We start from the raw sequence: 23,221 nt of genomic DNA, 5'->3' as shown, positions 1-23,221 counted from the left end.
GGCCGCATGACCGATCTCGTCGTGCTCGACGCGCCGTCGAACCTGGGCCTGCGCCCACCGGCCGACGGCGCGGTACCGGGCTGCTACAAGACACCCGGGGTCCTGCGGGACCTCGGGATCCTGGCCACGCTCGGCGCCACCGACGCCGGAGTGGTGACGCCGGGGAGATACCTGTCCACCTGGGCGCCGGGGGACGGCGTGCGCAACTCCGCCGGGATCGCCTCCTACACCCGCGCGCTGGCCGCCCGGCTGGCGAAGATCCGCGCGGGCGGCGGTTTCCCCGTCGTGCTGGGCGGGGACTGCTCGATCGCGCTCGGCGCGGCGCTGGCGCTGCGCCGCGAGGGCCGGTACGGCATCGCCTACCTCGACGGGCACGACGATTTCCGGAGCCTGGAGAACGCCCCGCACGTCGGCGCCGCGGCCGGTGAGGACCTCGCGATCATGACCGGCCGGGGCGCGCCGGAGCTGGCCGACCTCGACGGGCTGCGCCCGTACGTGCGGGACGAGGACGTGGTCGTGCTCGGCGTACGGGAGCGCGAATCCGGCAACCTCCGCACGGCCGGCATCCGGGCCGTCTCCAGCGAATCGATCACGGCCGGGGGCGTCGGCGAGGCGATCCGCGCGGCACGGGAGACCTTCGAGGGCCTCGACGGCTTCTGGGTACACGTGGACATCGACGTGCTCGACCCGAAGTACGTGTCCGCAGTGGACAGTCCCGATCCCGGCGGCCTCGACCCGGACGCGCTCGTTTCCTTGCTGCGCGGTCTGTTCGCACTGCCCGGCGCGGCCGGGTTCGAGCTGACCGTGTTCGATCCCGACCTCGACCCCGACGGTGCCCAGGCCCGCCTCGTGCACGAGGTCCTCGCCCGCGCGTTCGCCGATTTCCGGTCAGGGAGCGGCTCGTGAACACCCGCACCGACCGGCTCACGCTCGCCGACGGCACCGTCGGCCTGCCGCTCTGGCTGCCCGGATCCGGCCGGGGGCCGGGGATCGTGCTGATCCAGGAGATCTTCGGTCTCGACGGCTACCTGGCCTCGGTCGCGGCCGACCTCGCCGCGCTCGGCTACGTCGTCGCCGTGCCGGAACTGTTCTGGCGCTTCGCCCCCGGCTGGTCCTCGGCACACGACGAAGCCGGGGTCGCCGCCTCGATGGAGGTCGCGGGCCAGTTCGATCCGGAACGGGGCGTCACGGACGTGCTCGCCGCGCTGGCCCACCTCCGCGCGCTGCCGGAGACCGGCGGGCGGGCCGGGGTGTTCGGGTTCTGCCTCGGCGGGGCGCTGGCGTTCACCGCCGCCGCGCGGGCCGATCCCGACGTCGCGGTGTCCTTCTACGGCTCGACGGTGCCCGCTCGGCTCGGCGAGCTGGGCCGGATCACCTGCCCCGTCCAGTTCCACTTCGGCGGTCAGGACCCCTACATCCCGAGAGAGGAGGTCCGGAAGGTCGAAGCGGCGGTCGCCGCGCACCCCGGCGCGGAAATCCACGTCCAGGAAGACGCCGGGCACGCCTTCCACAACCACGTCGCCCCGATGTTCCACCACCCCGAAGCCGCCGCCAGGGCCTGGGAGCTGACCACGGCCTTCCTGCGCCGAACCCTGCCGGTGTAGCGACGCCGGTCAGTCGCGCGCGCCGCCCTCCTGCTCGATCAGGACCCGGAATCCGGTCAGCAACGCGGTGAGGCCGACTTCGAACTCGTCATCGCTCCCGACCTCCGCGAGGACATCGGCGTGCCGGACGAGCAGGGGAAGGGCCGTGGCGTCGCGCGAGCGGTACAGCAGGCGCCGATGCCGGCTCTCCTCGGAATCCGACGCGTCCAGGCCGAGGTTGAACCGCACCGAGCCGATCACGAAGGTGGCCAGTGACGACGCCGCGGCGGCCGCGAGCCGGGGGCTGAGACCGGCACCGACGAACAGGCCGAGGGCGTACTCCATCCCGGCCAGCGAATTCGGGCCGAGCCGCTCGGTGCCGCGAAGCAACGAGGCCACGCCGGGGTGCCGGAGCAGGTGGGCGCGGAACAGGCGCGCGGACCACGCCGCCTTCCCGGCCCAGTCCGTGCCCTCGGGCGGAGCCGCGCTCGCCACCCCGAGGGCCCGGTCGACGAGCAGCGTCACCAGCTCATCGCGGTTGCGCACGTGGCGGTAGAGCGACGCCTGCGTGCAGCCGAGCGCCTCGGCGAGGTTGCGCATCGTCAGCGCCGCCGCCCCGCGAGTGTCGAGCAGAGTCATTGACGCGTCGAGGATCGCTTCGAGGGTCAGCGACCGGCGCCGCCGCGGCCGCGCGGGTTCCTGCTCCCTGGCAAGCCACCAAGCCGCCGAGCCCGGCCTCGTTCCCGGTCCGCTCTCCGGCGGCGGATCGCCTGCCCCGGCTGTCGTCATCGGTTCACGCACCGGCCAAGGGTAACCGCTATGCGAACAACTCTCACTTAGACTAAGCTAACGGCGTTCGCATAACGACAGGAGTGAGAAACCACCATGCGCGCCATCCGAAACACCGATTCGGGCATCCTCGTGACCGAGGTCGAAGAACCGGAAGCACCCGGGGTTCGCCTCACCATCGCCTCGGCGGGCATCTGCGGGACCGACGTGAACTTCGCGCTCGGCGGCGTCCAGGGCTACACCTATGGACACGAGTTCGCCGGCACCGCCGCCGACGGCACGGTCTACGCCGTCGAACCCACTGTCTACTGTGGAGAGTGCGACCAGTGCCGCACCGGTCACGTCCAGCGGTGCGCCGCGCCGGAGCACGGAACGCTGGGGATCTTCCGGGACGGCGGGATGTGTGACGCCGTCACCGTCGCCGAAGACATGCTCGTCCCGCTCCCGGCCGGTCTGGACGTGCGCGACGCGTGCCTCGTCGAACCGGCGGCGGTGGCCTGGCACGGTGTGCGCACCGCGGCGCTCGTGCCAGGGGAACGGGTGGCGATCGTCGGCGGCGGCAGCATCGGGCTGCTGGCCGCGGCCTCGGCCCGGCAGCGCGGTTTCGAGGTCGATATCGAGGTACGCCACGACCACCAGCGGATCGCGGCGGAGCGCCTCGGCCTCGGCTCGGCGAGGGGCGGTTACGACGTCGTCATCGACGCCGCGGGCAGCGAGGCCGGTCTGGCCCGGTGCGCCGAACTGGCCCGCGCCGGCGGTCGCGTCGTACTACTGGGCGTCTACCAGCAGACCGCGCCCGTCCCGGGCATCGCCAGCCTGGTCAAGGAACTCAGCTACCTCCACTCCATCGCCTACAGCAGGCACGACGGCGAACGCGACACCGGACAGGCCGCGGCGATGCTCGCCGGCGACCCCGAGATCGCCAAGACGGTGATCACCCACCGCTTCCCGCTCGACGACGCCGCGGAGGCCTTCCGTGTGGCAGGCGACCGCGCCTCCGGAGCCATCAAGGTCGTCCTCCACCCCTGACCGCGCCGCCCGGCTCACCGGACTCCGTCGCGCGGCACGGGCGGGTCACCGGGCGAGGGCGTCTCCGGCTGCCGTTCGGCCTCGATCCGGATCTCGATGTTCGTGTGGTGCGCGATCGGGTCCCAGATCTCCTCGAACGGCGCCATGAGGGACTGGCCGCTGCCGCAGCGGCGGGCCCGCACGGCGTACCACGCGAACCCGGCCAGAAAGAGGGGCAGACTGAGGAACGCGGCCACGGGTGCCAGGAACTCCATGGGCCCGACGGTACAGTAACATCGTGTTTCCAGAAACACTCCGTTACTGAATGAGGGGCGATGACCCGGCTGACACGCGCCGAGCAGCAGCAGCGCACCCACGAACACCTGCTGGGCGCCGGACGCCAGGTGTTCCTGCGCCGCGGCTTCCTCGCGGCGACCGTCGAGGAGATCGCGGCCGAGGCCGGCTACACCCGCGGCGCGGTCTACAAACACTTCGGCGGCAAGGAAGGGCTGTGGCTGGCGATCATCGAAGCCGGCGCGGACACCCACCTCCGGGACCTGCGGGACGCCCTCGCCCGCGCCACCACCCGCGAGGAGGTGATCGCGGCGCTGGCCCCCGCCGACCCGGCGGACGAAGAGGCGGCGAAGTGGAGTGCGACGGCCGGGGAGGTGCTCGCCGCGACGGCGCAGCAGCCCGAGATCGCCGCCCGTGTCGCCGCCATCCAGCACCGGCACGACGATCAGGTCGTCGCCCTGCTCGCCGAGCATTCCCGGCGCCTGCGCCTCGCCCCGGCGATGCCACTGCACCAGGCGGTCGTCATGCTCGGCGCGCTGGGCATCGGCCTCGCCCTGCGCCAGACGATCGCCCCGGCGGCCGACCCCGCCGCCATTCACACCCATGTGCTGGGCACGGTGTTCCCGCCACCCGCGCACCCTCCCCGGAGCCGATGAAACTCCCGGGGTTTCAGGTGTCGGTGCGGAACACGGCCTTGCGCAGGTTCGTCAGCGCGTCCTCCGCGTCGACGAGGGCGTGGAGGGCCAGGACGATGTCCCGTTCCACGCCAAGGAGTTCCGCCGCCGTGAAGACCTTCGCGCGTTCGGCTTCGGGGTAGGCGCCGTCGGCGCGGCAGATGCGGATGGCGTGGTAGACGAGGTGCCGTCCGGCACTCCAGGTGGGGACGTCCACCCGGATGGCGGTCAGCAGCCCGCGGAGATCGGCGTCGCGATGGTCGAAGGTGGCGTAGTCGTCGAGGATGTGCTGGGGCGTGCCGAACTTGCGCTGGTGACGAACCAGCCAGTCGAGTTCGGCCGGGGACACCTCGCCGTCGGCACCGGCGATCGTCAGCAGCGCGTATCCGTAGTTGCGCATCGCCGGCTCGCTCACCGCGGAGATTCCGTAGTCGTCGCGGGCGAACTCGCTCACCCGCAACATGGGATCGGCAGCCATCCGGCCTCCTTTCGGAGCATCTGCCAGCGTCCACCTTCGGGCCCGTACCGGCCATGGGCACAGCGGTCGAACACCCGTCCGGCCGGACGGCTTCACCGCACCAGCGCAGCGGAGGTCACCGGGAGGACCGGAACACGACGCCGGTCGTCAAGCTTCCGGGTGTCCCCGGCCCGGCGGCCGGGGACACCCCCGAAGTATCCCGGTGACGACCCGGGAAGCCTTCGTCAGTTCGTGTGCGAGATTTCGATGTAGTGCTTGCCCTTCATGGGAATGCACTCGAGGCCGTCGACCGTGGGGTCGGGCGGCAGTGCCCGCAGGGCGTGGACACATTCGTCAGGAGTGTTGTAGGGGCCCTTGTATTCCAGGTGACTGGCGAACGCGGTGCCACCGATGAGCAGAGAAGCCCCGGCGCTGGTCACACAGATGGCCGCCGCGGCCGCGAGTTTCCGCATTTTCATGGCGAACTCTCCTTGTCTCGAATCGTGCCGACAACCGGGGACGGCTCCCTTCCGGGCCCGCCCCCGGCAAGATCACTGCCCACGGCGAATCCCCTTCACCCGTCCCTTGCCTGTTCGACCAAGGGGAGTTGACCGAACAGACATACCCTCCCGCGCGCCAAAGGATTTCCGGAGTCCCGAATACGCAGGCAGGAAAGGTTATTCGACCGGGAAGAGAGTTTCCCGGTCATCCGCGTGCGGCACTGGACCCGCCGGATGCTTTTTCCCCGCGGATTACGACCACAGCGGGAAAGGCCGGAATTTCGCTGGGTGACGACACCACCGGACAGCCCTCACCTCGAAGAACTCGCCGAGCACCGCGCGGACTGCCTCTTCTTACTCGTTCTTCCCACTCGAAAGGGCATCCACGAAGCGGGGGCGGCCGACGACCTGCGATAAACAATCCACGCCCGATTACCGGCCCGCGTTGCTCACTGTGATTCAGATCACAATCGGAGCACCTGACGGCCTTCCCGGACATCTTTGCCTACGAGTTCGAAAACACCCGATCACCATTCGAGAGGCCGAAATGGGTATCGACACCAGAGCCACCGCGGACGCGCGGACCTCGGCGGCCCCGGCCGGTGGCAGCACCGGGGGCCAGGCCGGCGCCGGTACCGCGCGCTGACGCCGCGGGCCGGGGCACCGGCGACCAAGGCAGCACGTTCCGTTCCACACCAGGACTTTCACACCACGGCCGCCCCACCGGGCGGCGGCAGGGACCAAGGGGGACACCTTGACCAAGCAAGCAGACTTCTACGACGCTCCAGCGCACGACTACCTGCGGTACTGGGACGGCCGGGACTACGAGAACGCCTCCGAGCAGGCCGCGATCCGGCGGCTGCTGCACGGGAGGCGCTTCGGCCACGCCGCGGACATCGGTGGGGGCTACGGCAGGCTGTGCGTGCTGTTGCAGGAGTTCGCCGACCAGGTGACCCTGGCCGAGCCGAGCAGCCGCCAGCTGGACATCGCCGCGACCTTCCTTGCCGACCATCCCCGCATCGAGCACCGCCGGATGCAGGCCGACGCGCTGGCGTTCGAGGACGGTTCGCTGGACCTGCTCACGATGATCCGGGTCATGCACCACCTTCCCGAGCCCGGCGGTGAGTTCGCCGAGATCGGCAGGGTGCTGCGGCCCGGCGGCACCGCCGTCATCGAGGTGGCCAACCTGGCGCACGCCCGCAACCGGGTGCGGTATCTGCTGAGGGGACAACGGATTCCGCACCTGCCGGTGGACATCCGGTCGCCGGAGAACCGGCACGACGAGGAGATCGCCTTCGTCAACCACAACCCGCACACGGTCATCGAGCAGCTGGCCAGGGCGGGCCTGCGGGCCGAACGCGTGCTCTCGGTGTCCAACCTGCGCAGCACTACCCTGAAAAAGGTGCTGTCGCACCGGGTTCACCTGGCCGCCGAGGTCGCCTGCCAGCAGGTGCTGGCAAGGACCTTCTTCGGCCCGAGTGTGTTCCTGTTGCTGCGCAAGGACTGAGCCGCCGCGGCGGCCGGCGGGTCAGTCCCGCCGGCCCCCGGTGACGAGCCGGTAGCCGACGAGGATCACCAGCGCGCCGAGGATCGCGAGGCCCCAGGTCCGCAGGTCGAAGAACGTGCCGAGCTGGACGTGGAAGAGGGTCTTGCCGATCCAGCCACCCACGAACGCCCCGCCGATACCGAGCAGGATCGTGATGATGCAGCCGCCGGGATCCTTTCCCGGCATGAGGACCTTCGCGATCACGCCGGCGATGAGACCGAGCACGATCCAGCTGAAGATTCCCATGTACTGTCCTCTCGTTTCACTTCACCGCGGGGTTCCGGCCTCGCACTCCGGTGCGAGTACACACGTTCGACCGTAGCGGAAGACAGGCTACCGGCGGCGGAGCCCGCCCGCCGGACCGGCGGCCCGGATGTCGATCTCCCGTGGCCGGTGACGTCTCGCACACGTCGGCAATGCGCCGTTCGCGACACCGCACACCGATCACCGGCACCACGACGACGCGAGCCGGCCCTGCCGCTCGCCGGCCGTCTCGCGTCATCCTGGTGGAGTAACTTCACCCACGACTGTTCCACGGCCGCGTACCGCGCGGGCGAAACCACCGTCTCCTCCGACACAGCCCTTCCGGCGACGGGACATCATGGGACACACCTTCGAGAGCCACGACCTGGACGAGATCGAGGAGTACATCGGCGGGAACTACGCGTCGATCCGGTTCCGGATTCGCTCCCACACCCGGAACCACCTCCTGGCCACGCAGAACCCACTGGGGCCGATCAGCCTGGACTCGGCCGAGTACGGCTTCGAGGCGGACTACGCCGTCGAACCGCTGGGCCGGATCCTGCTGTTCGGGGTGGAGTCCGGTTCCTTCCCCCAGGTGACGACCGAAGGCGCCCGGGACAGCCACGGCCCCGGTGAGGTGTTCCTGGTCGCCCAGCCCGACCGGCCCTACTCCGGCCGCCAGGACCACGCGCGGTTCAGTGCCGTCGCGCTGGAACCCTCGTTGCTGTCACAGGTGGCCGCGCCCGGCCGCGCCGACACGCCGGTGCGGCTGACCGGCTACCGGCCGTTCTCCCCGGCCGCGAGCCGGTACCTGCTGCGCACCATGGCCTTCCTGCGCGAGCACGTCGCCGCCGACGCGGTGCTCCGGAACTCGCCACTGGTCGCCTCGACGGCGCCGCAGCTGCTCTCGGCCGCGGTGCTGAGCACCTTCCCCAGCTCCGCGCTCACCGACCCGACCATCGAGGACCGGCACGACGCGCACTCGGCCACCCTGCGGCGCGCCATGGCGTTCATCGACGACCATCCGGACGGCGACATCGGCGTCGCCGACATCGCCGCGGCGGCGCACGTCACCATCCGCGCGGTGCAGTACGCCTTCCGCCGCCGCGGCATCACACCGATGGGCTACCTCCGGCAGGTCCGGCTGCACCAGGCCCACCGGGAACTCCTCGCGGCGGACCCCACCAGCGGCGTCACGGTCACCGAGATCGCCGCCCGCTGGGGCTTCTTCCACTCCGGCCGTTTCGCGCGTTACTACCGCCTCGCCCACGGCTGCCCGCCCTACCGGACGCTGCACCGCGCTGGCTGACCCGGTCCGCGACCGCGTGCCCCGGCTTTCTGTCGGGGGGAGCCGGTAGATTCGCTCGCATGGCCACACTGGTGACTTTCCACGCCCATCCCGATGACGAATGCATCGCCACCGGAGGCGTGATGCGCAAGGCGTCCGACGAGGGGCACCGGGTCGTGCTCGTCGTCGCGACCCGGGGCGAGGTCGGCGAGGTCCCGGACGGGTTTCTCGCCGAGGGCGAACAACTGTGGGAGCGGCGCGTGCGGGAGACCCACGCGGCGGCGGAGATCCTCGGCGTCAAGCGCGTCGAGTTCCTCGGCTACCGCGACTCCGGGATGATGGGCGAACCGACCAACGAGCACGAGGGCTCGTTCTGGACCGCCCCGGTCGAGGAGGCCGCCGAACGCCTCGCGGCGATCCTCCGCGAGGAGCAGGCGGACGTCCTGACCGTGTACGACGACAACGGCGGCTACGGGCACCCGGACCACATCCAGGTGCACCGGGTCGGGATGCGCGCGGCCGAGCTCGCCGGTACCGCGCGGGTGTACGAGTCCACGGGCAACGCCGACCACATGCGCCGGGGCGTCGAGGCCGCCATCGAACAGGGCCTCATCCCCAAGGAGGCGCTGCCCGATCTGTCCACAGAGGACACTTTCGGGAAGCCGGAGGCGGAGCTCACCGGCGCCGTCGACGTCACGGCGTACCTCGAGGTGAAGCGGGCCGCGATGCGGGCGCACGCGAGCCAGATCGCCGAGGACTCGTTCTTCCTCGCCATGCCCGACGAGGGCTTCGCGCACGCCTTCGGCACCGAGTGGTTCATCCGCGCCGGTCAGGGGCCGGGGATCACCGAAACCGACATCATGGCCGGGCTGTGAGCACCGGGCCGAGGGGTGCTGTGGCGTTCGATGGGCATGGCCGCGTCCTCGCCACGCGGAACCCCGCCCGGCCACCGGTTTTCCGGGCGGCCGCGGATACCGCGACGAGCGTAGGCGTGCTCACCGGTACGTCCGACGGCGTAGGCCCGGTGCCGTAGCCGGGCCGACGCCACCGGGCGGGATCCACGCGACGCTGTGGTCATGACCACACGCACCGCTCCACCAGGCCGGTTGTCCCTGCCCACCTCGATCACCGTCGGCGGTCAGCTGCTCGGCGCCGCCGGGCTGATCGTCCAGTGGATCTCCGCGCCCGCCATGTTCAAGGGTTTCGGCTTCCCGCCCGGGCTGTTCTACGTACTCGGCGCCGCCGCCATCGTGACGGTGAACCGGCGGTCGAACTGGGCCCCGGCCGCCGCGATCGCCCTGTCCCTGTGGATCACCGTCGGCGGTCTCGTCGGCGGCAACCTGGCGCGGAACCTCGCCGACCCGCGCGGCGGCGTCGTCGCGGGGAACGTCGTCATGCTCGCCGGTCTCGCCGTGTCCTCGGTGGCGGGCCTGATCGCCCTCGTCCACCACCACCGCACCCGGCCGCAGCCCTGGATCGCGCCGCTCGGCCCGGGCAACCCCCGCCGCCTACCCGCCACGCTCGTGGTCGCCGGCCTGCTGCTCGACGCCGTCGGCGACGCCGCCCCCGAGGGCTTCCACTGGGACGGTCCGGGGCCGATCCTGTTCCTGATCCTGGCGATCCTGGTCGCGCTCCTGCCTGGCGACGCCATGATCGAACTCAGCATGCTGCTGTCGCTGACGTTCGTGCTGACCGCGTTCATGAACCCCGAGTCGAGCCGCCGGTTGAGCACACCATCGGACGTGCTCCCCTTCGCCGGGACGCTGGCGCAGGTGGTGGGCCTGGGGCTCGCGGTGCTCGCCGGGGCCATCGCCGTCTTCCCCCGGCGTGCCCGGCCCTCGGTCCCGGCGCCGAGGTGACCGCCCGGCCCGCCGCCACGTCGACGGGACCGCGGCGGCACGCCAAGATGGTCGTGGCGACAGGACCGTGATCGACCACAGGACACCCGGGGGTGCTCGTGCGCAGGACCATCGACTGGGCCGACGACGCGATCGTGATCATCGACCAGTGCGCGCTGCCCGCCGAGTTCCGGACGCTCACCCTGCGCACGGCCGACGAGCTGATCGGCGCCATCCGGCGGCTCGCCGTGCGCGGCGCGCCGGCACTGGGCGCGGCGGGCGCGCTCGGGGTGGCGCTGGTGGCCCGCGCGGGCGGTGACGTGGTGGCCGAGGCCGCGCGCATCGCCGCCGCCCGGCCGACGGCGGTCAATCTGAGCTGGGGCGTCGAGCGAGCGCTGGCGAAGCTGGGCGACGGCGCCGACGCGGTGCTCATGGAGGCGCTGGCTGTCCTCGACGAGGACGAGGAGCTCAATCGCACGGCCTCCGCGCACGCCGCCGAGGTGGTGCTGGCCGCGTGCCCGCGCCGTCCGCTGCGGCTGCTGAGCCACTGCAACGCGGGCAGCCTCGCCACGGTCGCCTGGGGCAGCGCGCTCGGCGTGGTCTGGCACCTTGCCGAGCGGGAGCTGGTCGAATCCGTCCTGGTCGACGAGACGCGCCCGCTGCTGCAGGGCGCGCGGCTGACGGCGTGGGAACTCGAACGGGCCGGTGTGCCCTACCGCGTGCAGCCCGACGGCGCGGCCGCCGCCGCGATGGCGCGGGGCATGGTCGACTGCGTGCTCGTCGGCGCCGACCGGATCGCGGCCAACGGCGACGTCGCGAACAAGATCGGCACCTACGGGCTGGCGATCGCCGCCGCGCACCACGGGGTCCCGTTCGTCGTGGTCGCCCCGTCCTCCACTGTGGACAGTTCGCTGGCGAGCGGCGCGGAGATCGTCATCGAGGAACGCGACGCCACCGAGCTGACGGAGTTCGGCGGGACGGCGGTGGCCCCGGCGGGCGCCGCGGTGTTCAACCCGGCGTTCGACGTCACCCCGGCGGCGCTGATCACCGCCGTGGTCACCGAGCACGGCCGCTTCGGCTGAGCCCGGCCGCTCAGCCCGGCCTGCGGGCGATCAGGAACAGCTGGTCCTCCGCCCCCGCGCCGGGCAGGTCCGGCACGTACCGCGTGCGCCGCTCGTAGGCCAGGTCGAGCCCGGCCTCGCGCAGCCGGGCCGCGAACACCTCGGCCGGGTAGGTGCTCGACCGGAAGGTGTGTCCCATGAACCCGCCCACCACGTCGTCCGCGTCGCCGGGGACGGTGCCGAAGACGAGGTGGCCGCCCGGTGCCAGCCAGCGGGCGAACCGGGCGAGCTGGGCGTCCTGTTCGGACCGGGTCAGCTGCAACATGGAGAAGAACGCGACGACCGCGTCCCAGCTCCCGTCCGGGTAGTCCAGCGAACGCATGTCGGCCAGCTCGAAGCGGGCGGCGGGTACCTGGGCCCGCGCGAGCTCGACCATCTTCGGGGAGACGTCGCAGCCGGTCACGTCGTGGCCCGCGGCGGCGAGCAGCTCGGCCGTAGGCCGCCCGGTGCCCGATCCGACGTCCAGCACCCTGGCTCCGGCCGGGAGGTTCCCGAGCAGCCATTCGACCGTCTTCCGCCGTTCCGGCCAGTCCCGGAAGGCGTCTTCGTACTTCTTGCCGAGCGCGTCGTACACCTCGGCCGCGGTTTCGAGACGGGCCACGGCTGCTCCGTTCCGGTCGTGGCGCACCCGGAGGTCACCAAGCGGGCTTCTCGTGCTCCCCATGGTGACCGTCCGGGTCGGACCGCCTACGGCCGGGGGCCCACCACCGCGCCGTCCGCGGTGACCGTGATGGCCATCGCCGGGCAGGAGTCGGCGGCGTCCAGCACCGTTTCGTCCGCGTCCACGCGCTCGGTCAGCGGACGGGCGACGGCGCCGTCCAGCGAGAACAGCTCGGGCATCAGCGCCGCGCACATGCCGGAGCCGATGCACGCGCCCGGATCCACCTCGACGTTCCAGCTCATTTCCTTCTTCACCATCCGATCGGCATGGAGCGGGGACCCCGGACCAGCATCTCCGTCTTCCACACGATATCGCCGGTGAGCCGCAGGCCCGGCATTTCCCGCACCAGCGCGGACAGCGCCTCCTGCAACTCCAGCCGAGCGAGCGGCGCGCCGAGACAGTGGTGAACCCCGTGGCCGAACCCGAGGTGGTGGTTGTCGGCCCGGTCGAAGACGAGCTTGTCCGCGTCGTCGAACACCAGCGCGTCCCGGTTCGCCGCGCCACCCGCGACGAGCACCGGCTCCCCCGCACGCACCAGCACCCCGCCGACCTCGACGTCCTCGGTGGCGTAGCGCGGGAAGGACGCGCCGGCGCCCAGCGGGACGAAGCGCATCAGCTCCTCGACCGCGGCCGGGACCAGCTCCGGCTCGGCGACCAGCTTCTCCCAGCGGGCGGGCTCCTCCTTGAGCGCGTAGACGAAGTTCGGGATCTGCGACGCGGTGGTCTCATGCCCGGCGACCAGGATGGCGACGCACAGGTCGATCAGTTCGAGCTCGGTCAGCCGGTCCCGGACGTCGCGGGCCTCGATCAACGCCGTCATCAGGTCGTCGGCGGGCTCGGCGCGGTGCTGCTCGATCAGGCCCGCCATGTACTCGCGCAGTTCCTCGCGGTTGGCTTCGGACTCCTCGGCGGTCAGGCTGCTGGTCGACAGCGCCGCGTCGCTCCAGACCCGGAACTTCGGCCGGTCCACGGTCGGGACGCCGAGCAGCTCGCAGATGACCGCGACCGGGATCGGCAGCGCGTAGTCCTCGACGAGGTCGGCGGGCTCCCCGGCGGCCTTCATCCCGGCGATCAGCTCGGCGGCCAGCTCCCGCACCCTCGGCCGCAGCGTCTCGACCCGGCGCATCGTGAACGCCTTGGCGACCAACGTGCGCAGCCGGGTGTGATCCGGCGGGTCCATCGACAGGATCCCGTTGTCCCGGGTGCCCGGCGACGACCGCGGGTAGTCCTTCTCGACCGCCGCCGCGCGGGAGAACCGCCGGTCCCCCAGCACGAACCGCGCGTCGGCGTACCGGGTGGCGAGCCAGGCCGGCTCGCCGTAGGGCAGCTTGACCCGGATCATGCCCTCGGCCTCGCGCGCCCTCGCGTAGGCCTCGTTCAGTGCCAGCCCCTCCTCCTCGTTGAACGGATAGGCGAGCGGTTCGCTGTGCGTGGTGGTCATCGCGAAAACTCCCGGAATGTCGCTTTGTCCAGTTTGTAAGCAACTGCTTACAACGCTACCGGCAGGTCACCGCACGCGTCAACGCGATTACGCAGACGACAGCGGGTTAGCCTCTTCGCGAACGGAGGCCCGATGACACGAGAAACCCGCAAGCGGGACGCGGCAGCCACGAAGGCCGCCCTGCTGGACGCGGCGAGCGAGCTGTTCGCCGAACGCGGCTTCGATCGGACGACCGTGCGGGACATCGCCGATCGGGCCGGGGCGAACCAGGCGCTGCTCTTCCGCTACTTCGGCACCAAGGACCAGCTGTTCGAGGCGGTGGTGGCCCGCAACGGCAGGCAGCAGCTCGCGGAGACCGCACCGGAAAAGCTGCTCGGCGCCGCGCTGCGGAGCATCCTCGACCCCAGCGGCACGGGCGGCGCGCACCGCGCGATGGCGACGTATCTGCGTTCGGCGGCCTCCGACAGCGCGAGCACCGCGATCCGGCGCCAGATCGGCGACGAGTACGCCAGGACACTGGCCACCCTCACCGACGCCCCCGACGCCGATCTGCGCGCCGACCTCGTCATGGCCTGGGTGCTGGGCATCGGACTGGTCCGCGGGATCGCCACGCGGGAACCCCTCGCCAGCGCCGACCCCGAACACGTCTGTGACCTGGTCATCGAGGCGACGAAAACCCTGCTGGAACGCACCGAATAACCTTTCGCGCCGGACCGGCGGGTGTCCTACTGTCGCGCTCATGACGCCGTTCCCGCCCGCCGCGACCGAGGACGAGTTCGACTCGCTCACCCGCGAGCGCCTGCTCCCCGCCGTCACGACACTGACGAGGTCGATCGGGCTCGGCAACACACCGGTGGTCCCGTTCACCGAGGGCTCGCTGCCGGTGTACGCGGTCGGCGAGAAGCTCGTCCTCAAGCTCTACCCACCGGTCTACGCCGACGAAATCGGCACCGAACGCGTCATGCTCGAAACGCTGCGCGGCAGGCTGCCGGTCCCGACCCCCGGCGTCGAGGCCGCCGGTACGCACGAGGGCTGGGGATACCTCCTGATGGAGCGCCTTCCCGGGCGGACGCTCGCCGAGGCGTGGCCCAAACTGTCCACAGAGGACAAAACGCGGCTGGCGCCCGAACTGGGCGAGGTACTGGCCGCGCTGCACGGCGTCGACGATCCCGCGCTCGCGGCACTCGGGCCCGAGGACTGGGCGGGGTTCGTCGCCGGGCGGCGCGCCGGGGCCGTCGAGCACCACCGCGCCACCCGGCTCGCCGACGCCTGGGTGGCCCAGATCCCCGGCTTCCTGGACGCCGTCGATCTCGGCACCCCCGCGCCGGTGCCCCTGCACACCGAGTTCATGCGAGAGCACCTGATGGTGGTGCCCGGCGAGGACGGCTGGCGGCTGACCGGCCTGTTCGACTTCGAACCCGCGATGCGCGGCGCCGCCGAGTACGACTTCGTGGCCACCGGCCTGTTCGTTTCCCGTGGCGACGCGGACTTCCTGCGCCGCCTGCTGCTCGCCTACGGCTACCGGCCGGGGGAACTCGGCGAGGACTTCGCCCGCCGCTGCCTGGCCTACACCCTGCTGCACGTGTACAGCAATCTGCCGTGGTATCTCGACATCCTGCCCGCACCGCCGGAACCCACCCTCGACGCGCTCGCCCGCACCTGGTGGGCCACCGCCTGAACGGGCACCCGATTCGTCATTTGCCCACCAATGTTCCGGGATTTTCTTCACCCTCCCGCGTAACGTGAAACTCCTTTTCTCCGACAACTCGACATCGGTTTCGAGAGGTTGGGGAGACATCATGAAAAAGGTCGGCGCGTTACTGGCGGCCGCACTGCTCGCCGCGGGCTGCGGAGTGGGTTCCTCGCCCGGCAAAGCGCCGGACCAGGTTTCCGTGCCCGCTTCGAGCAGCACATCGGATTATTCGCCACCTTCGTATACCCCACCGTCGACCAGCACGTCCGCTTCGCCGGCACCCGGGACGACACCTTTCACGGCATCCGTTCCCGCCCATTCCCCGGCGGCGATCCCGGCACCGCGACCCACCACTCCGGCGCCGCCCAAAGCCGCCCCCGTGCCACCGAAAACCGCTCCGACGGCAGCGGCACCGAAGACGCCCGCGCCCGCCGCCGCGGAATGCGGCGCCGACTACTACCGCAATTCCGACGGTGTCTGCGTGCACCGGCCCGGCTCGAATCCGGCGGGGGCGACCGCGCTGTGCAAGGACGGCACCTACAGCTACAGCCAGCACCGTTCAGGCACCTGCTCTGGCCACGGCGGGGTACGGACCTGGCTTTGACCGGCACGACGTCCTAACGCGCGCTCGCCGCCGTGTACAGCGCGCGGATCAGGCGGTCGTTTTCCGGCGCGGCCGCGGCGGGGAAGGGCGTCAGCCGTCGGGTGTAGCCGTAGGCCACGCCGTTGCGCGGATCGGCGAACGCCTGCTGCCCGCCCGCGCCGCTGTGCCCGAAGCTCCCCTGCCCCAGCGCCGGGTAGTACTCGGACGTGATGTGGAAACCGGCCCCGAAAGCCTTGTGCTCGCGGGTGACCAGGTCGTAGCCGATGGACTGAATCTGCGCGAACGCGGCGGCGGTGGCCGGGGTCAGCAGCGGCGCGCGGCCGTCCAGCGGGCCGATCGCGGCCGCGTACATCCTGGCCAGGCCCCTGGCCGAGGCGAGACCGCCGAACGAGGCGGGCCCGAGCGCCCGGACCGCCCGGAAGTTCGGCAGCTCCCACACCTGCGGGCTCCCCGGGTGGTTCCGGTTGAACGCGATGCCCGGCAGGCTGTTCGGACCGGTGGCCTTCGCCGCCAGGATGGCCAGCCGTTCGGGGGTCGGCACCGCGGGCAGCGCGTCCAGGTAACGGTGTTCCTGCTCTTCCGGGAGCCCGAGATGAAAGTCCACAGTGTACGGATCACGTACCCGGTCGGCGAAGTGCTCCTGGACGGTCCGGCCGGTGGCGCGCCGGACGACCTCGCCGCTCAGCGCCGCGATCACCAGCGCGTGATAGCCGAAAGCGCTTCCCGGACGCCAGAACGGGCGCTGCCCGCCGAGGCGTTCGGCGACGATCCGGTCGTCGGCGAGCTCGTCGAGCGTGAATCCCTTGTCCGCGCCGACCAGACCGGCCCGGTGCGCCAGCAGTTCGCACAGGGTGATGTCCCCCTTGCCCTCCACCGCGAACTCCGGCCAGTAGTGACTGACGCGCTGCTCCAGCTCCAGCACACCCTCCTGCACGAGCAGGGCGACGACGAGATGCGCGGCCCCCTTGCTCGCGGAGTACGCGCCGAGCAGGGAGTCACCGGTCAGCCCCGTACCGGCCCACAGGTCGACGACCCGCTCGCCGTGCCGGTACGCGACCAGCTGTGCGGCGAAGCCGCCGCCCTCCGCGGCCGCGACCGCGGCGAACTCGTCACGGACCGGCTCGAAGCCCCCGGCCACGGTTCCGCGCACCACACCGTCATCCGTCATGGTTCCTCCCACTGTTTGTCCCAGCACCGACGCCACCACGGTAGCAACGTTAGTGACCAATGGTCACTAACTCTGTCGTGTGGGCTCCGACACCGGTCTCGTAGAGTTCCCGCCATGGCCGACACCGCGCCCACCCGACCCCGCCCCGGCCGCCCCGCGCAGATCAGCCGGGAGCGGATCGTCGACGCGGCCATCGCGGCGGGAAACCTCGACACACTGACCATGCGCGAACTCGCCGCCCGGCTGGGCGTGACCCATGGCGCCCTGTACCGCTGGGTCAGGAACCGCGATCAGCTGTTCGACCTCGTCAGCGAGGTCATGATCGAGCGCGTCCTCCCGGCGGAGGGACCACGCGGCCGCGCCTGGCGCCCCTGGCTCGCCCGCGTCGCCTGGGCCATGCACGACCATTTCCTCGCCGTACCCGGCTACGCCACCCGCCTGTCCCGGCCACACCGCCACAACGCCGACGCGCTCGGCCGGGTCCGCGGGGAGGTCGTCGCCGCCTTCACCGGGGCCGGTGCCGATCCCCGGATGGCCGAACAGAGCTGGTACGTCTTCATCACCTCGGTGGTCGGCTGGCTCGCCGCCCAGGAGAACCCGCTCGACCTCGGCGGGCAGGCCCCGCGTTTCGACCTGTTCCTCGACGTCCTCCTCCGCGGGCTGCCCGCGCGGGAGCCGGACGCCGGTCAGCGGTCCCAGCGGGAAAACCGGTCCGGGTAGGGCCGCAGCAACGCGGTGAGTTCGGGATCGCCCCGGCCGCCCAGTTCCTCGGAGGCGATCTTCCGCGCGACCCCGGCGAGGAAGTCCGCGACCTGCACCCGCGGATCGGCACGCGAGTCGACGAGGCGCAGCGCGGCCAGCCGGGCGCCCGAGGTGAAGCGGGCCAGCGCGGGATCGCCGAGGATCCCTTCGATCCGGGCGACGCGGTCCGGAGTCAGCACGAGCTGTTCGTCGTGGACGACGGAAACGGACCGGCCACCCGCGCCCCAGTGCGTCACCGCCCGGACGACGGCCGGGACCAGCGGGTTGAGCATCGAGAACGCCGCCGGGTCGCGAAGCAGCCGCGCCCGCGAGGCCTCCACCCTCGGCCGGGCCTTCACCAGCAGGCCGAGGACCTCGGCGACCGGGCCGGTCACGTCGTGACGCAGGGAGTCGACCAGTTCGAAGAAGGCGTCGGCGGAGATTCCGCCCTGCCTGTTCTTGACCCGCATGAGGGTGTTGAACGCCGCCAGGAAGGCCCACCACCGTCCGGGCCCGAGCACGTGCGGACCCTCGCGCCGCAGGGTGCGTGCCAGCGCGGTGGCCTCCTCCCCTCGGTACAGCCCCGCGCTCGCCGCCGCGAGCTCGTCCTCGACGAGCAGGTCGGCGATCGCGCCCGCGACGAAGAGCGCCTTGTCGGCCAGATACAGCGAAGCGTGCCCGTACAGCGGGCTCGACGGCCCCAGCAGCCACACGAGCACCGGCCGGTGTTTCGCGCGCAGCAGGTGGTTGGCCTTGTACTCCCGCGCCGGGGACCGGATCCGGCGCCGGATCTCCCGGACGCACTCGGCCGCGGTCCCGGCGTCCAGACGCACGCCGGCGTGGGCGAAGACGTCGGTCTCCCCGCCGACGAGCTTCTCCCCCTCGGCCCCTGACTCGTCACAGGCGATCTCGACGAGGCGATCGCTCTCCCGCATCGTCCCGATCCTGCCCGATCACGTCCCGCGCCGAAACCGCTTTCCCGCTCGGGGCTCCACTGTGGACGCCTCGTTCACCGGGATCGCAGCGCGCGGCGCAGGAGTTCGGCCAGGTGCAGCGCCTCCCGGCCCGACTGCTGCGCGATCTGCGTCCGGCAGCTGAACCCGTCCGAAAGCACCACGGTGTCCTCCGCCGCCGCGCGTACCGCGGGCAGCAGCCGGTCCTCGGCGCAGGCGACCGAGACCTCGTAATGCCCCCGTTCGAAGCCGAAGTTGCCCGCCAGCCCGCAGCACCCGGAGTCGAGCGTGGTGTTGCGGACCCCGGCGGCGGCGAGCGCGGCCTCGTCCGCGGCGAACCCGAGCACCGCGTGCTGGTGGCAGTGCACCTGCGTGATCGCCTCGACCTCCAGCGCGGCGAAGTCCACCGGCGAGTTCTCCAGGAGTTCGGCGAGCGTCCTGGTGCGCGACGCGAGCAACGCCGCGCGCGGGTCGCCGGGCAGCAGCGCCGCCAGGTCTCCCCGGAAGAGCGCGGTGCAGCTCGGTTCCAGCCCGGCCACCTCGTATCCGGCGTCGAGGTAGGGCGCCAGCACGGAAAGCGTCCGGCGCAGCACCTTCCGCGCGACGCCGAGCTGCCCGGTCGAGACCCAGGTCAGTCCACAACAGACTCCGCGGTCCGGCAGCACGACGTCGTAGCCGGCCGCGGTGAGCACCTCGACGGCCGCGTCGAGCACCACGGGCGTCAGGTGGTTGTTGAACGAATCCGGCCACAGCACAAGGGGTTTCGACCCGGTGGCCCGCCGCCGGAGGTCCCGGCGGGCGCGGGTGAACGGCACCGGCGCGAACTCCGGCAGCTCCCGTTCGGGGGCGATCCCGCCGAGCCGTTTGAGCAGCGCCGCGATCCGGGGCCGCCCGGCCACCGCGTTCGCCGCGCGCGGCGCGAGCGCGGCGGCCCGCAGCCACACCGGCAGCCAGCCCATCGAATAGTGCGACGCCGGGCGCACCCGCCCCCGGTAGTGCTGGTGCAGGAACTCCGCCTTGTACGTCGCCATGTCGACATCCACCGGGCAGTCGGAGAGACATCCCTTGCAGGACAGGCACAGATCGAGCGCGTCACGGACCTCTTCCGACCGCCAGCCGCCGGTGACGAGCTCGCCGTTGATCATCTCGGCGAGCAGGTGCGCGCGGCCCCGCGTCGAATGCTTCTCCTCGCGGGTCACGCGGTAGCTGGGGCACATCACGCCGGGGCCGGTGGTGGTGCGGCACTTCCCGACGCCGACGCAGCGCCGCATCGCCTGGCCGAAGCTGCCGCGGTCGTCGGGATAGCCCAGCACCGTGACGTCCTCGATCGCCAACGGCGCGCGCCGGACACGCAGATCGGTGTCGACCGGGCGCGGATCGACGAGGATCCCGGGGTTCATCCGGCCGTCCGGATCGAAGACGGCCTTGAAGCGCGCGAACAGGTCCAGCATTTCCCGGCTGTACATCCGGGACAGCAGTTCCGAACGCGCCTGCCCGTCCCCGTGCTCGCCCGCCAGCGATCCGCCGTGCGCGGCGACGAGATCGGCGGCCTCCTCCAGGAACCGCCGGAACCCCGCGACACCGGGCTTCGACAGCAGGTCGAAGTCGAGGCGCATGTGCAGGCAGCCCTCGCCGTAGTGGCCGTAGACCACGCTCTGCCGCCCGTGCGCGCGCATGAGTTCCTTGAACCCGCGCAGGTACTCCCCGAGCCGTTCCGGCGGCACCGCCGCGTCCTCCCAGCCAGGCCACGCCTCCGAGCCGTCGGCCAGCCGCGTCGCCAGCCCCGCGCCCTCCTCGCGGATCCGCCACAGCCGCCGTTGCGCCGCCGGGTCGTCGAGCACGGCGGCGCCGGTCAGCGCGCCGCCGAGGTCGGCGGCGAGCGCGCGGGCGCGTTCCGCCGCCTCGCCCGGTTCGTCCCCGGACATCTCGACGAACAGCCAGGCGTCCCCCGGGGGCAGGCCGTCGGCGCGCCCCGGCTCCAGCAGCGCGACGAGCCCGGCGTCCACCCCCTCGACGGTCAGCGGGGACCAGGGCAGGATCGCCGGGACCGCGTCCGCCGCGGCGAAGTCGGAGGGGAACCCGAGCACCGCCAGCACGCGGTGCTTCGGCAGTTCGGCGAGCCCGACCGTGGCGCCGAGGACGGTGACACACGTGCCCTCGCTGCCGACGAGCGCCTTCGCGAGGTCGAAGCCGTTCTCCGGCAGGAGATGTTCGAGCCCGTACCCGGACACGCGGCGCGGCCACGTCGACAGCTCGGTGCGCAGCAGGCCCAGGTTCTCCCGCACCAGCGCCCGCAGTTCGCGGTAGACGCGGCCCTCGGTGCCCGGCCGCGCGACCCGTTCGTCCACTTCGGACGGTGTGGTCGCCCCGACGGTCATCCGGGTGCCGTCGTAGAGCAGGACGTCCAGCTCCCGCACGACGTCGGCGGTGCGGCCCCAGGCGATCGAATGCGATCCGCAGGCGTTGTTGCCGATCATGCCGCCGAGCGTGCAGCGGCTGTGCGTGGACGGGTCGGGGCCGAACCGCAGCCCGTGCGGCGCGGCGAGGGCCTGCAGGTCGTCGAGCACGGTCCCCGGCGCCACCCGCGCCAGCCGGGCGGCCGGGTCCAGTTCCGCGACGCCCCGCACGTACCGCGAGGTGTCGAGCACCACGCCGGGCCCGCACGCGTTGCCCGCCACGCTGGTACCCCCGCCCCGCATGATCACCGGGAGCCCGCGCTCGCGGCAGGCCGCCACGGCGGCGACCACGTCGTCCACCGACCTCGGCAGCACCACGCCCAGCGGGACGTGCCGGTAGTTGGACGCGTCGGTGGTGTAAAGCGCGAGGACGGCGGCGTCGGTGAGGATCTCCACTCCGCCATTCAAAACACCCGGGCCGTTCAAGACAACCCGGCGGGCTTCCGCACGCTCGTCCGCACCGCTTCGTGGCCGAGACCGTGGACCTCCCGGAGGAGGGTGTGGACGACCCCGCCCGTGGTGGCCCGAACGCGCCGACTCGTTGACCGGACACACCCCGAAATCCCGGCTCCGCACTGGAGGAGACGGAAAATGTCGGTGGTGGGAGTTTCACTGGACAGTGGTGAAGAAAGGAGGCGCCGCCATGATCGCCGAGTTGAATCATCGTGAGCGGGCCACCCTGAAAGCCGTGGCCGGGGGCCACGCGGAAATCAGCTGCAGCAGCGAGCCGGACCTGTTCATCGACGGGCTCGCGTGCTGTGACCAGCCGACCGCGCACCGGCTGGCGCGGCTGGGGTTCGTCGAACCCGCCAGGGCGGGGAAATGGGGTGAGCGGGTACCCGCGCTGCTGACCGACAAGGGGACGTCGGCGCTCGCCGGGCCAGACACGATCGCCGCCTGAGCGCCGCTAAACCGGTTGCCGGTGGGAGGCGCGGCGGCGCAGCATCGCAGGCGTGCGCCCCTTTCTGGAAACCGCTCGCCTCACGCTCCGGCGATTCACGATGGACGACGTCGACGCCTTGTACGCGCTCGGCAACGATCCCCGCGTGACACGGTTCATCAACGGCGGGAAACCCGTCGAGCGGGCGTACCTCGCGGACGACTTGCTCCCGCACTACCTGACGTACTACGAGCGGTTCGCGCACTTCGGGTTCTGGGCGGCCGAGGAGCGCGAAACCGGCACCTTCCTCGGCTGGTTCCACTACCGCCCCGAGGAGGACGCGCCCGCGGACGAACCCGAGCTCGGTTACCGGCTCAAGTACGCCGCGTGGGGCAGGGGCTACGCCACCGAGGGTTCACTGGCATTGCTGGACAAGGGGTTCACCGAGTTCGGGACGCGCCGCGTCGTCGCCTACACGATGGCGGTCAACAAGGGCTCACGCCGGGTGATGGAGAAGATCGGCATGCGCTTCGTCCGGAATTTCCACGAGGACTGGGCCGAAGCGATCGAGGGCGCCGAACACGGCGAGGTCGAGTACGCGATCACCCGGGACGAGTGGCCGAATCGGCCCTGACCCAGCGCTCCCCCCGGTCTCGGGCCACCGCCTCGCCGCCGGTGAGGTCGGCCAGCCAGCCGTGGAACGGTTCGCCCTGGCCGGTGCCGAGACCGATCTCGAAGTGCGCGTTGTCGTCGAACCAGGTGTCGTGCACCAGGTACGGCGAGGACCGCAGGTCGTTCTCCAGCCGCCCGGCCCGGCCGTAGTCGACGGCGACCTCGACCAGGCGCAGCCGCCGGTACTCGGTGACGCCGACCACGTCGATCGCCTCGGCAACGGCCTGACCGTAGGCACGGATCAGCCCGCCCGCGCCCAGCAGCACCCCGCCGAAGTACCGCGTGACGACGGCCACGGTGTCGGTCAGCTCGCGGCGCCGCAGTACCTCCAGCATCGGGGTGCCCGCCGTGCCCGCGGGCTCGCCGTCGTCGCTGGAACGCTGGGTACGTCCGTCCGGCTCCAGTACGAAGGCGTGACAGTGGTGCCGCGCGCCGGGCTCGGCCCTGCGGCGCCGCGCGATCTCCTCGCGCGCGGCGTCGGCGGAGTCCACCGGGGCCAGCGCGCAGAGGAACCGGGATCTGCGTACCTCGATCTCGTGCACCCCGGCACGAGCTACGGACAGGTAACGATCGGAACCGGTCATCCCGCCAGCTTCTCATCTCTCCCGCCC

Annotated in this window: 27 protein-coding genes; 15 read left to right on the top strand and 12 right to left on the bottom strand. The window is 71.7% G+C overall.

The features are described from left to right. The first annotated feature begins 6 nt into the window (after nucleotides 1-6). Both ABD987_RS43230 and ABD987_RS43225 read left to right on the top strand, forming a co-directional pair. Nucleotides 7-906, top strand: coding sequence for an arginase family protein (locus tag ABD987_RS43230; RefSeq protein WP_345408600.1), 900 nt, complete (start codon nucleotides 7-9; stop codon nucleotides 904-906). Then, nucleotides 903-1,604, top strand: coding sequence for a dienelactone hydrolase family protein (locus ABD987_RS43225; protein WP_345408599.1), 702 nt, complete (start codon nucleotides 903-905; stop codon nucleotides 1,602-1,604). Before ABD987_RS43230 ends, ABD987_RS43225 begins: the two co-directional genes overlap by 4 nt. A 9-nt stretch (nucleotides 1,605-1,613) precedes the next feature. Here ABD987_RS43225 and ABD987_RS43220 read toward each other — a convergent pair whose 3' ends face one another. Continuing rightward, a complete protein-coding gene (locus ABD987_RS43220; protein ID WP_345408597.1) occupies nucleotides 1,614-2,384 on the bottom strand; it encodes a TetR/AcrR family transcriptional regulator in 771 nt (256 codons plus the stop codon). An 84-nt stretch (nucleotides 2,385-2,468) separates the two neighbouring features. Between ABD987_RS43220 and ABD987_RS43215 the strand changes: the two genes are divergently transcribed. Next, on the top strand, nucleotides 2,469-3,401 hold the full coding sequence (locus tag ABD987_RS43215; protein ID WP_345408595.1) for a zinc-dependent alcohol dehydrogenase: 933 nt from the start codon (nucleotides 2,469-2,471) through the stop codon (nucleotides 3,399-3,401). Nucleotides 3,402-3,415: 14 nt separating this feature from the next. On the opposite strand, the gene ABD987_RS43210 is transcribed toward ABD987_RS43215, so the two are convergent. Continuing rightward, on the bottom strand, nucleotides 3,416-3,655 hold the full coding sequence (locus ABD987_RS43210; protein ID WP_345408593.1) for a hypothetical protein: 240 nt from the start codon (nucleotides 3,653-3,655) through the stop codon (nucleotides 3,416-3,418). Nucleotides 3,656-3,715: 60 nt separating this feature from the next. Here ABD987_RS43210 and ABD987_RS43205 point away from each other — a divergent pair, with 60 nt between their 5' ends. Further along, nucleotides 3,716-4,330, top strand: a complete 615-nt coding sequence (locus ABD987_RS43205; RefSeq protein ID WP_345408591.1) for a TetR/AcrR family transcriptional regulator — start codon at nucleotides 3,716-3,718, stop codon at nucleotides 4,328-4,330. 13 nt (nucleotides 4,331-4,343) lie between these two features. On the opposite strand, the gene ABD987_RS43200 is transcribed toward ABD987_RS43205, so the two are convergent. Both ABD987_RS43200 and ABD987_RS43195 read right to left on the bottom strand, forming a co-directional pair. Further along, entirely contained in the window at nucleotides 4,344-4,826 is a 483-nt protein-coding gene (locus ABD987_RS43200; protein WP_345408589.1) for a tellurite resistance TerB family protein, read from the bottom strand. 224 nt (nucleotides 4,827-5,050) lie between these two features. Continuing rightward, on the bottom strand, nucleotides 5,051-5,284 hold the full coding sequence (locus ABD987_RS43195) for a hypothetical protein (RefSeq protein ID WP_345408587.1): 234 nt from the start codon (nucleotides 5,282-5,284) through the stop codon (nucleotides 5,051-5,053). Between the two features lie 775 nt (nucleotides 5,285-6,059). Between ABD987_RS43195 and ABD987_RS43190 the strand changes: the two genes are divergently transcribed. Beyond that, nucleotides 6,060-6,812 carry a class I SAM-dependent methyltransferase gene (locus tag ABD987_RS43190; RefSeq protein WP_345408585.1) on the top strand — a complete coding sequence of 251 codons (753 nt, stop codon included), beginning with the start codon at nucleotides 6,060-6,062 and terminating at the stop codon, nucleotides 6,810-6,812. 21 nt (nucleotides 6,813-6,833) lie between these two features. Here the strand turns inward: ABD987_RS43190 and ABD987_RS43185 are convergent, their stop codons facing one another. Next, nucleotides 6,834-7,097: a GlsB/YeaQ/YmgE family stress response membrane protein gene (locus ABD987_RS43185; protein WP_345408583.1), complete on the bottom strand. Its 264-nt coding sequence runs from the start codon at nucleotides 7,095-7,097 to the stop codon at nucleotides 6,834-6,836. Between the two features lie 355 nt (nucleotides 7,098-7,452). On the opposite strand from ABD987_RS43185, the gene ABD987_RS43180 reads away from it, so the two are divergent. The 4 genes from ABD987_RS43180 to mtnA all read left to right on the top strand — a co-directional run bounded on the left by ABD987_RS43180 (nucleotide 7,453) and on the right by mtnA (nucleotide 11,302). Beyond that, a complete protein-coding gene (locus ABD987_RS43180; RefSeq protein WP_345408581.1) occupies nucleotides 7,453-8,403 on the top strand; it encodes an AraC family transcriptional regulator in 951 nt (316 codons plus the stop codon). Between the two features lie 59 nt (nucleotides 8,404-8,462). Then, on the top strand, nucleotides 8,463-9,257 hold the full coding sequence (locus ABD987_RS43175; RefSeq protein ID WP_345408579.1) for a PIG-L family deacetylase: 795 nt from the start codon (nucleotides 8,463-8,465) through the stop codon (nucleotides 9,255-9,257). Nucleotides 9,258-9,458: 201 nt separating this feature from the next. Beyond that, nucleotides 9,459-10,241, top strand: a complete 783-nt coding sequence (locus ABD987_RS43170) for a hypothetical protein (RefSeq protein WP_345408577.1) — start codon at nucleotides 9,459-9,461, stop codon at nucleotides 10,239-10,241. Nucleotides 10,242-10,339: 98 nt separating this feature from the next. Continuing rightward, entirely contained in the window at nucleotides 10,340-11,302 is a 963-nt protein-coding gene (mtnA, locus tag ABD987_RS43165; protein WP_345408632.1) for an S-methyl-5-thioribose-1-phosphate isomerase, read from the top strand. 10 nt (nucleotides 11,303-11,312) lie between these two features. On the opposite strand, the gene ABD987_RS43160 is transcribed toward mtnA, so the two are convergent. The 3 genes from ABD987_RS43160 to ABD987_RS43150 all read right to left on the bottom strand — a co-directional run bounded on the left by ABD987_RS43160 (nucleotide 11,313) and on the right by ABD987_RS43150 (nucleotide 13,443). Beyond that, nucleotides 11,313-11,942 (bottom strand): class I SAM-dependent methyltransferase, encoded by a 630-nt coding sequence (locus ABD987_RS43160; RefSeq protein ID WP_345408575.1) that lies wholly within the window; start codon nucleotides 11,940-11,942, stop codon nucleotides 11,313-11,315. A gap of 86 nt (nucleotides 11,943-12,028) precedes the next feature. Further along, nucleotides 12,029-12,244 (bottom strand): ferredoxin, encoded by a 216-nt coding sequence (locus tag ABD987_RS43155; RefSeq protein ID WP_345408630.1) that lies wholly within the window; start codon nucleotides 12,242-12,244, stop codon nucleotides 12,029-12,031. Nucleotides 12,245-12,252: 8 nt separating this feature from the next. Continuing rightward, a complete protein-coding gene (locus ABD987_RS43150; protein ID WP_345408573.1) occupies nucleotides 12,253-13,443 on the bottom strand; it encodes a cytochrome P450 in 1,191 nt (396 codons plus the stop codon). Between the two features lie 132 nt (nucleotides 13,444-13,575). On the opposite strand from ABD987_RS43150, the gene ABD987_RS43145 reads away from it, so the two are divergent. From ABD987_RS43145 to ABD987_RS43135, 3 genes are all read left to right on the top strand, one after another. Then, nucleotides 13,576-14,142, top strand: a complete 567-nt coding sequence (locus ABD987_RS43145; protein ID WP_345408571.1) for a TetR/AcrR family transcriptional regulator — start codon at nucleotides 13,576-13,578, stop codon at nucleotides 14,140-14,142. 40 nt (nucleotides 14,143-14,182) lie between these two features. Then, nucleotides 14,183-15,121, top strand: coding sequence for a phosphotransferase (locus ABD987_RS43140; RefSeq protein ID WP_345408569.1), 939 nt, complete (start codon nucleotides 14,183-14,185; stop codon nucleotides 15,119-15,121). A 394-nt stretch (nucleotides 15,122-15,515) separates the two neighbouring features. Next, nucleotides 15,516-15,740 (top strand): DUF3761 domain-containing protein, encoded by a 225-nt coding sequence (locus ABD987_RS43135; protein WP_345408567.1) that lies wholly within the window; start codon nucleotides 15,516-15,518, stop codon nucleotides 15,738-15,740. A gap of 13 nt (nucleotides 15,741-15,753) precedes the next feature. On the opposite strand, the gene ABD987_RS43130 is transcribed toward ABD987_RS43135, so the two are convergent. Further along, entirely contained in the window at nucleotides 15,754-16,908 is a 1,155-nt protein-coding gene (locus tag ABD987_RS43130) for a serine hydrolase domain-containing protein (protein WP_345408565.1), read from the bottom strand. Nucleotides 16,909-17,022: 114 nt separating this feature from the next. Between ABD987_RS43130 and ABD987_RS43125 the strand changes: the two genes are divergently transcribed. Then, nucleotides 17,023-17,628, top strand: coding sequence for a TetR/AcrR family transcriptional regulator (locus tag ABD987_RS43125; protein WP_345408563.1), 606 nt, complete (start codon nucleotides 17,023-17,025; stop codon nucleotides 17,626-17,628). Here ABD987_RS43125 and ABD987_RS43120 read toward each other — a convergent pair. After that, nucleotides 17,595-18,584 (bottom strand): hypothetical protein, encoded by a 990-nt coding sequence (locus tag ABD987_RS43120; RefSeq protein WP_345408561.1) that lies wholly within the window; start codon nucleotides 18,582-18,584, stop codon nucleotides 17,595-17,597. The genes ABD987_RS43125 and ABD987_RS43120 overlap by 34 nt on opposite strands. 74 nt (nucleotides 18,585-18,658) lie before the next feature. Continuing rightward, a complete protein-coding gene (locus ABD987_RS43115; RefSeq protein WP_345408559.1) occupies nucleotides 18,659-21,454 on the bottom strand; it encodes an FAD-binding and (Fe-S)-binding domain-containing protein in 2,796 nt (931 codons plus the stop codon). Nucleotides 21,455-21,701: 247 nt separating this feature from the next. Between ABD987_RS43115 and ABD987_RS43110 the strand changes: the two genes are divergently transcribed. After that, complete coding sequence (locus ABD987_RS43110; RefSeq protein ID WP_345408557.1) at nucleotides 21,702-21,959, top strand: hypothetical protein; 258 nt, start codon at nucleotides 21,702-21,704, stop codon at nucleotides 21,957-21,959. A gap of 52 nt (nucleotides 21,960-22,011) precedes the next feature. Continuing rightward, nucleotides 22,012-22,572, top strand: coding sequence for a GNAT family N-acetyltransferase (locus tag ABD987_RS43105; protein ID WP_345408555.1), 561 nt, complete (start codon nucleotides 22,012-22,014; stop codon nucleotides 22,570-22,572). Here the strand turns inward: ABD987_RS43105 and ABD987_RS43100 are convergent. Then, the gene (locus ABD987_RS43100) at nucleotides 22,541-23,194 is read right to left on the bottom strand and encodes a YigZ family protein (RefSeq protein WP_345408553.1); all 654 of its coding nucleotides are present in this window, start codon (nucleotides 23,192-23,194) and stop codon (nucleotides 22,541-22,543) included. The genes ABD987_RS43105 and ABD987_RS43100 overlap by 32 nt on opposite strands. Between the last annotated feature and the right edge of the window lie 27 nt (nucleotides 23,195-23,221).

This window comes from Amycolatopsis samaneae, from assembly GCF_039541975.1.
Taxonomy (GTDB): domain Bacteria; phylum Actinomycetota; class Actinomycetes; order Mycobacteriales; family Pseudonocardiaceae; genus Amycolatopsis; species Amycolatopsis samaneae.
This window is presented reverse-complemented; position numbering and strand designations above follow the sequence as displayed.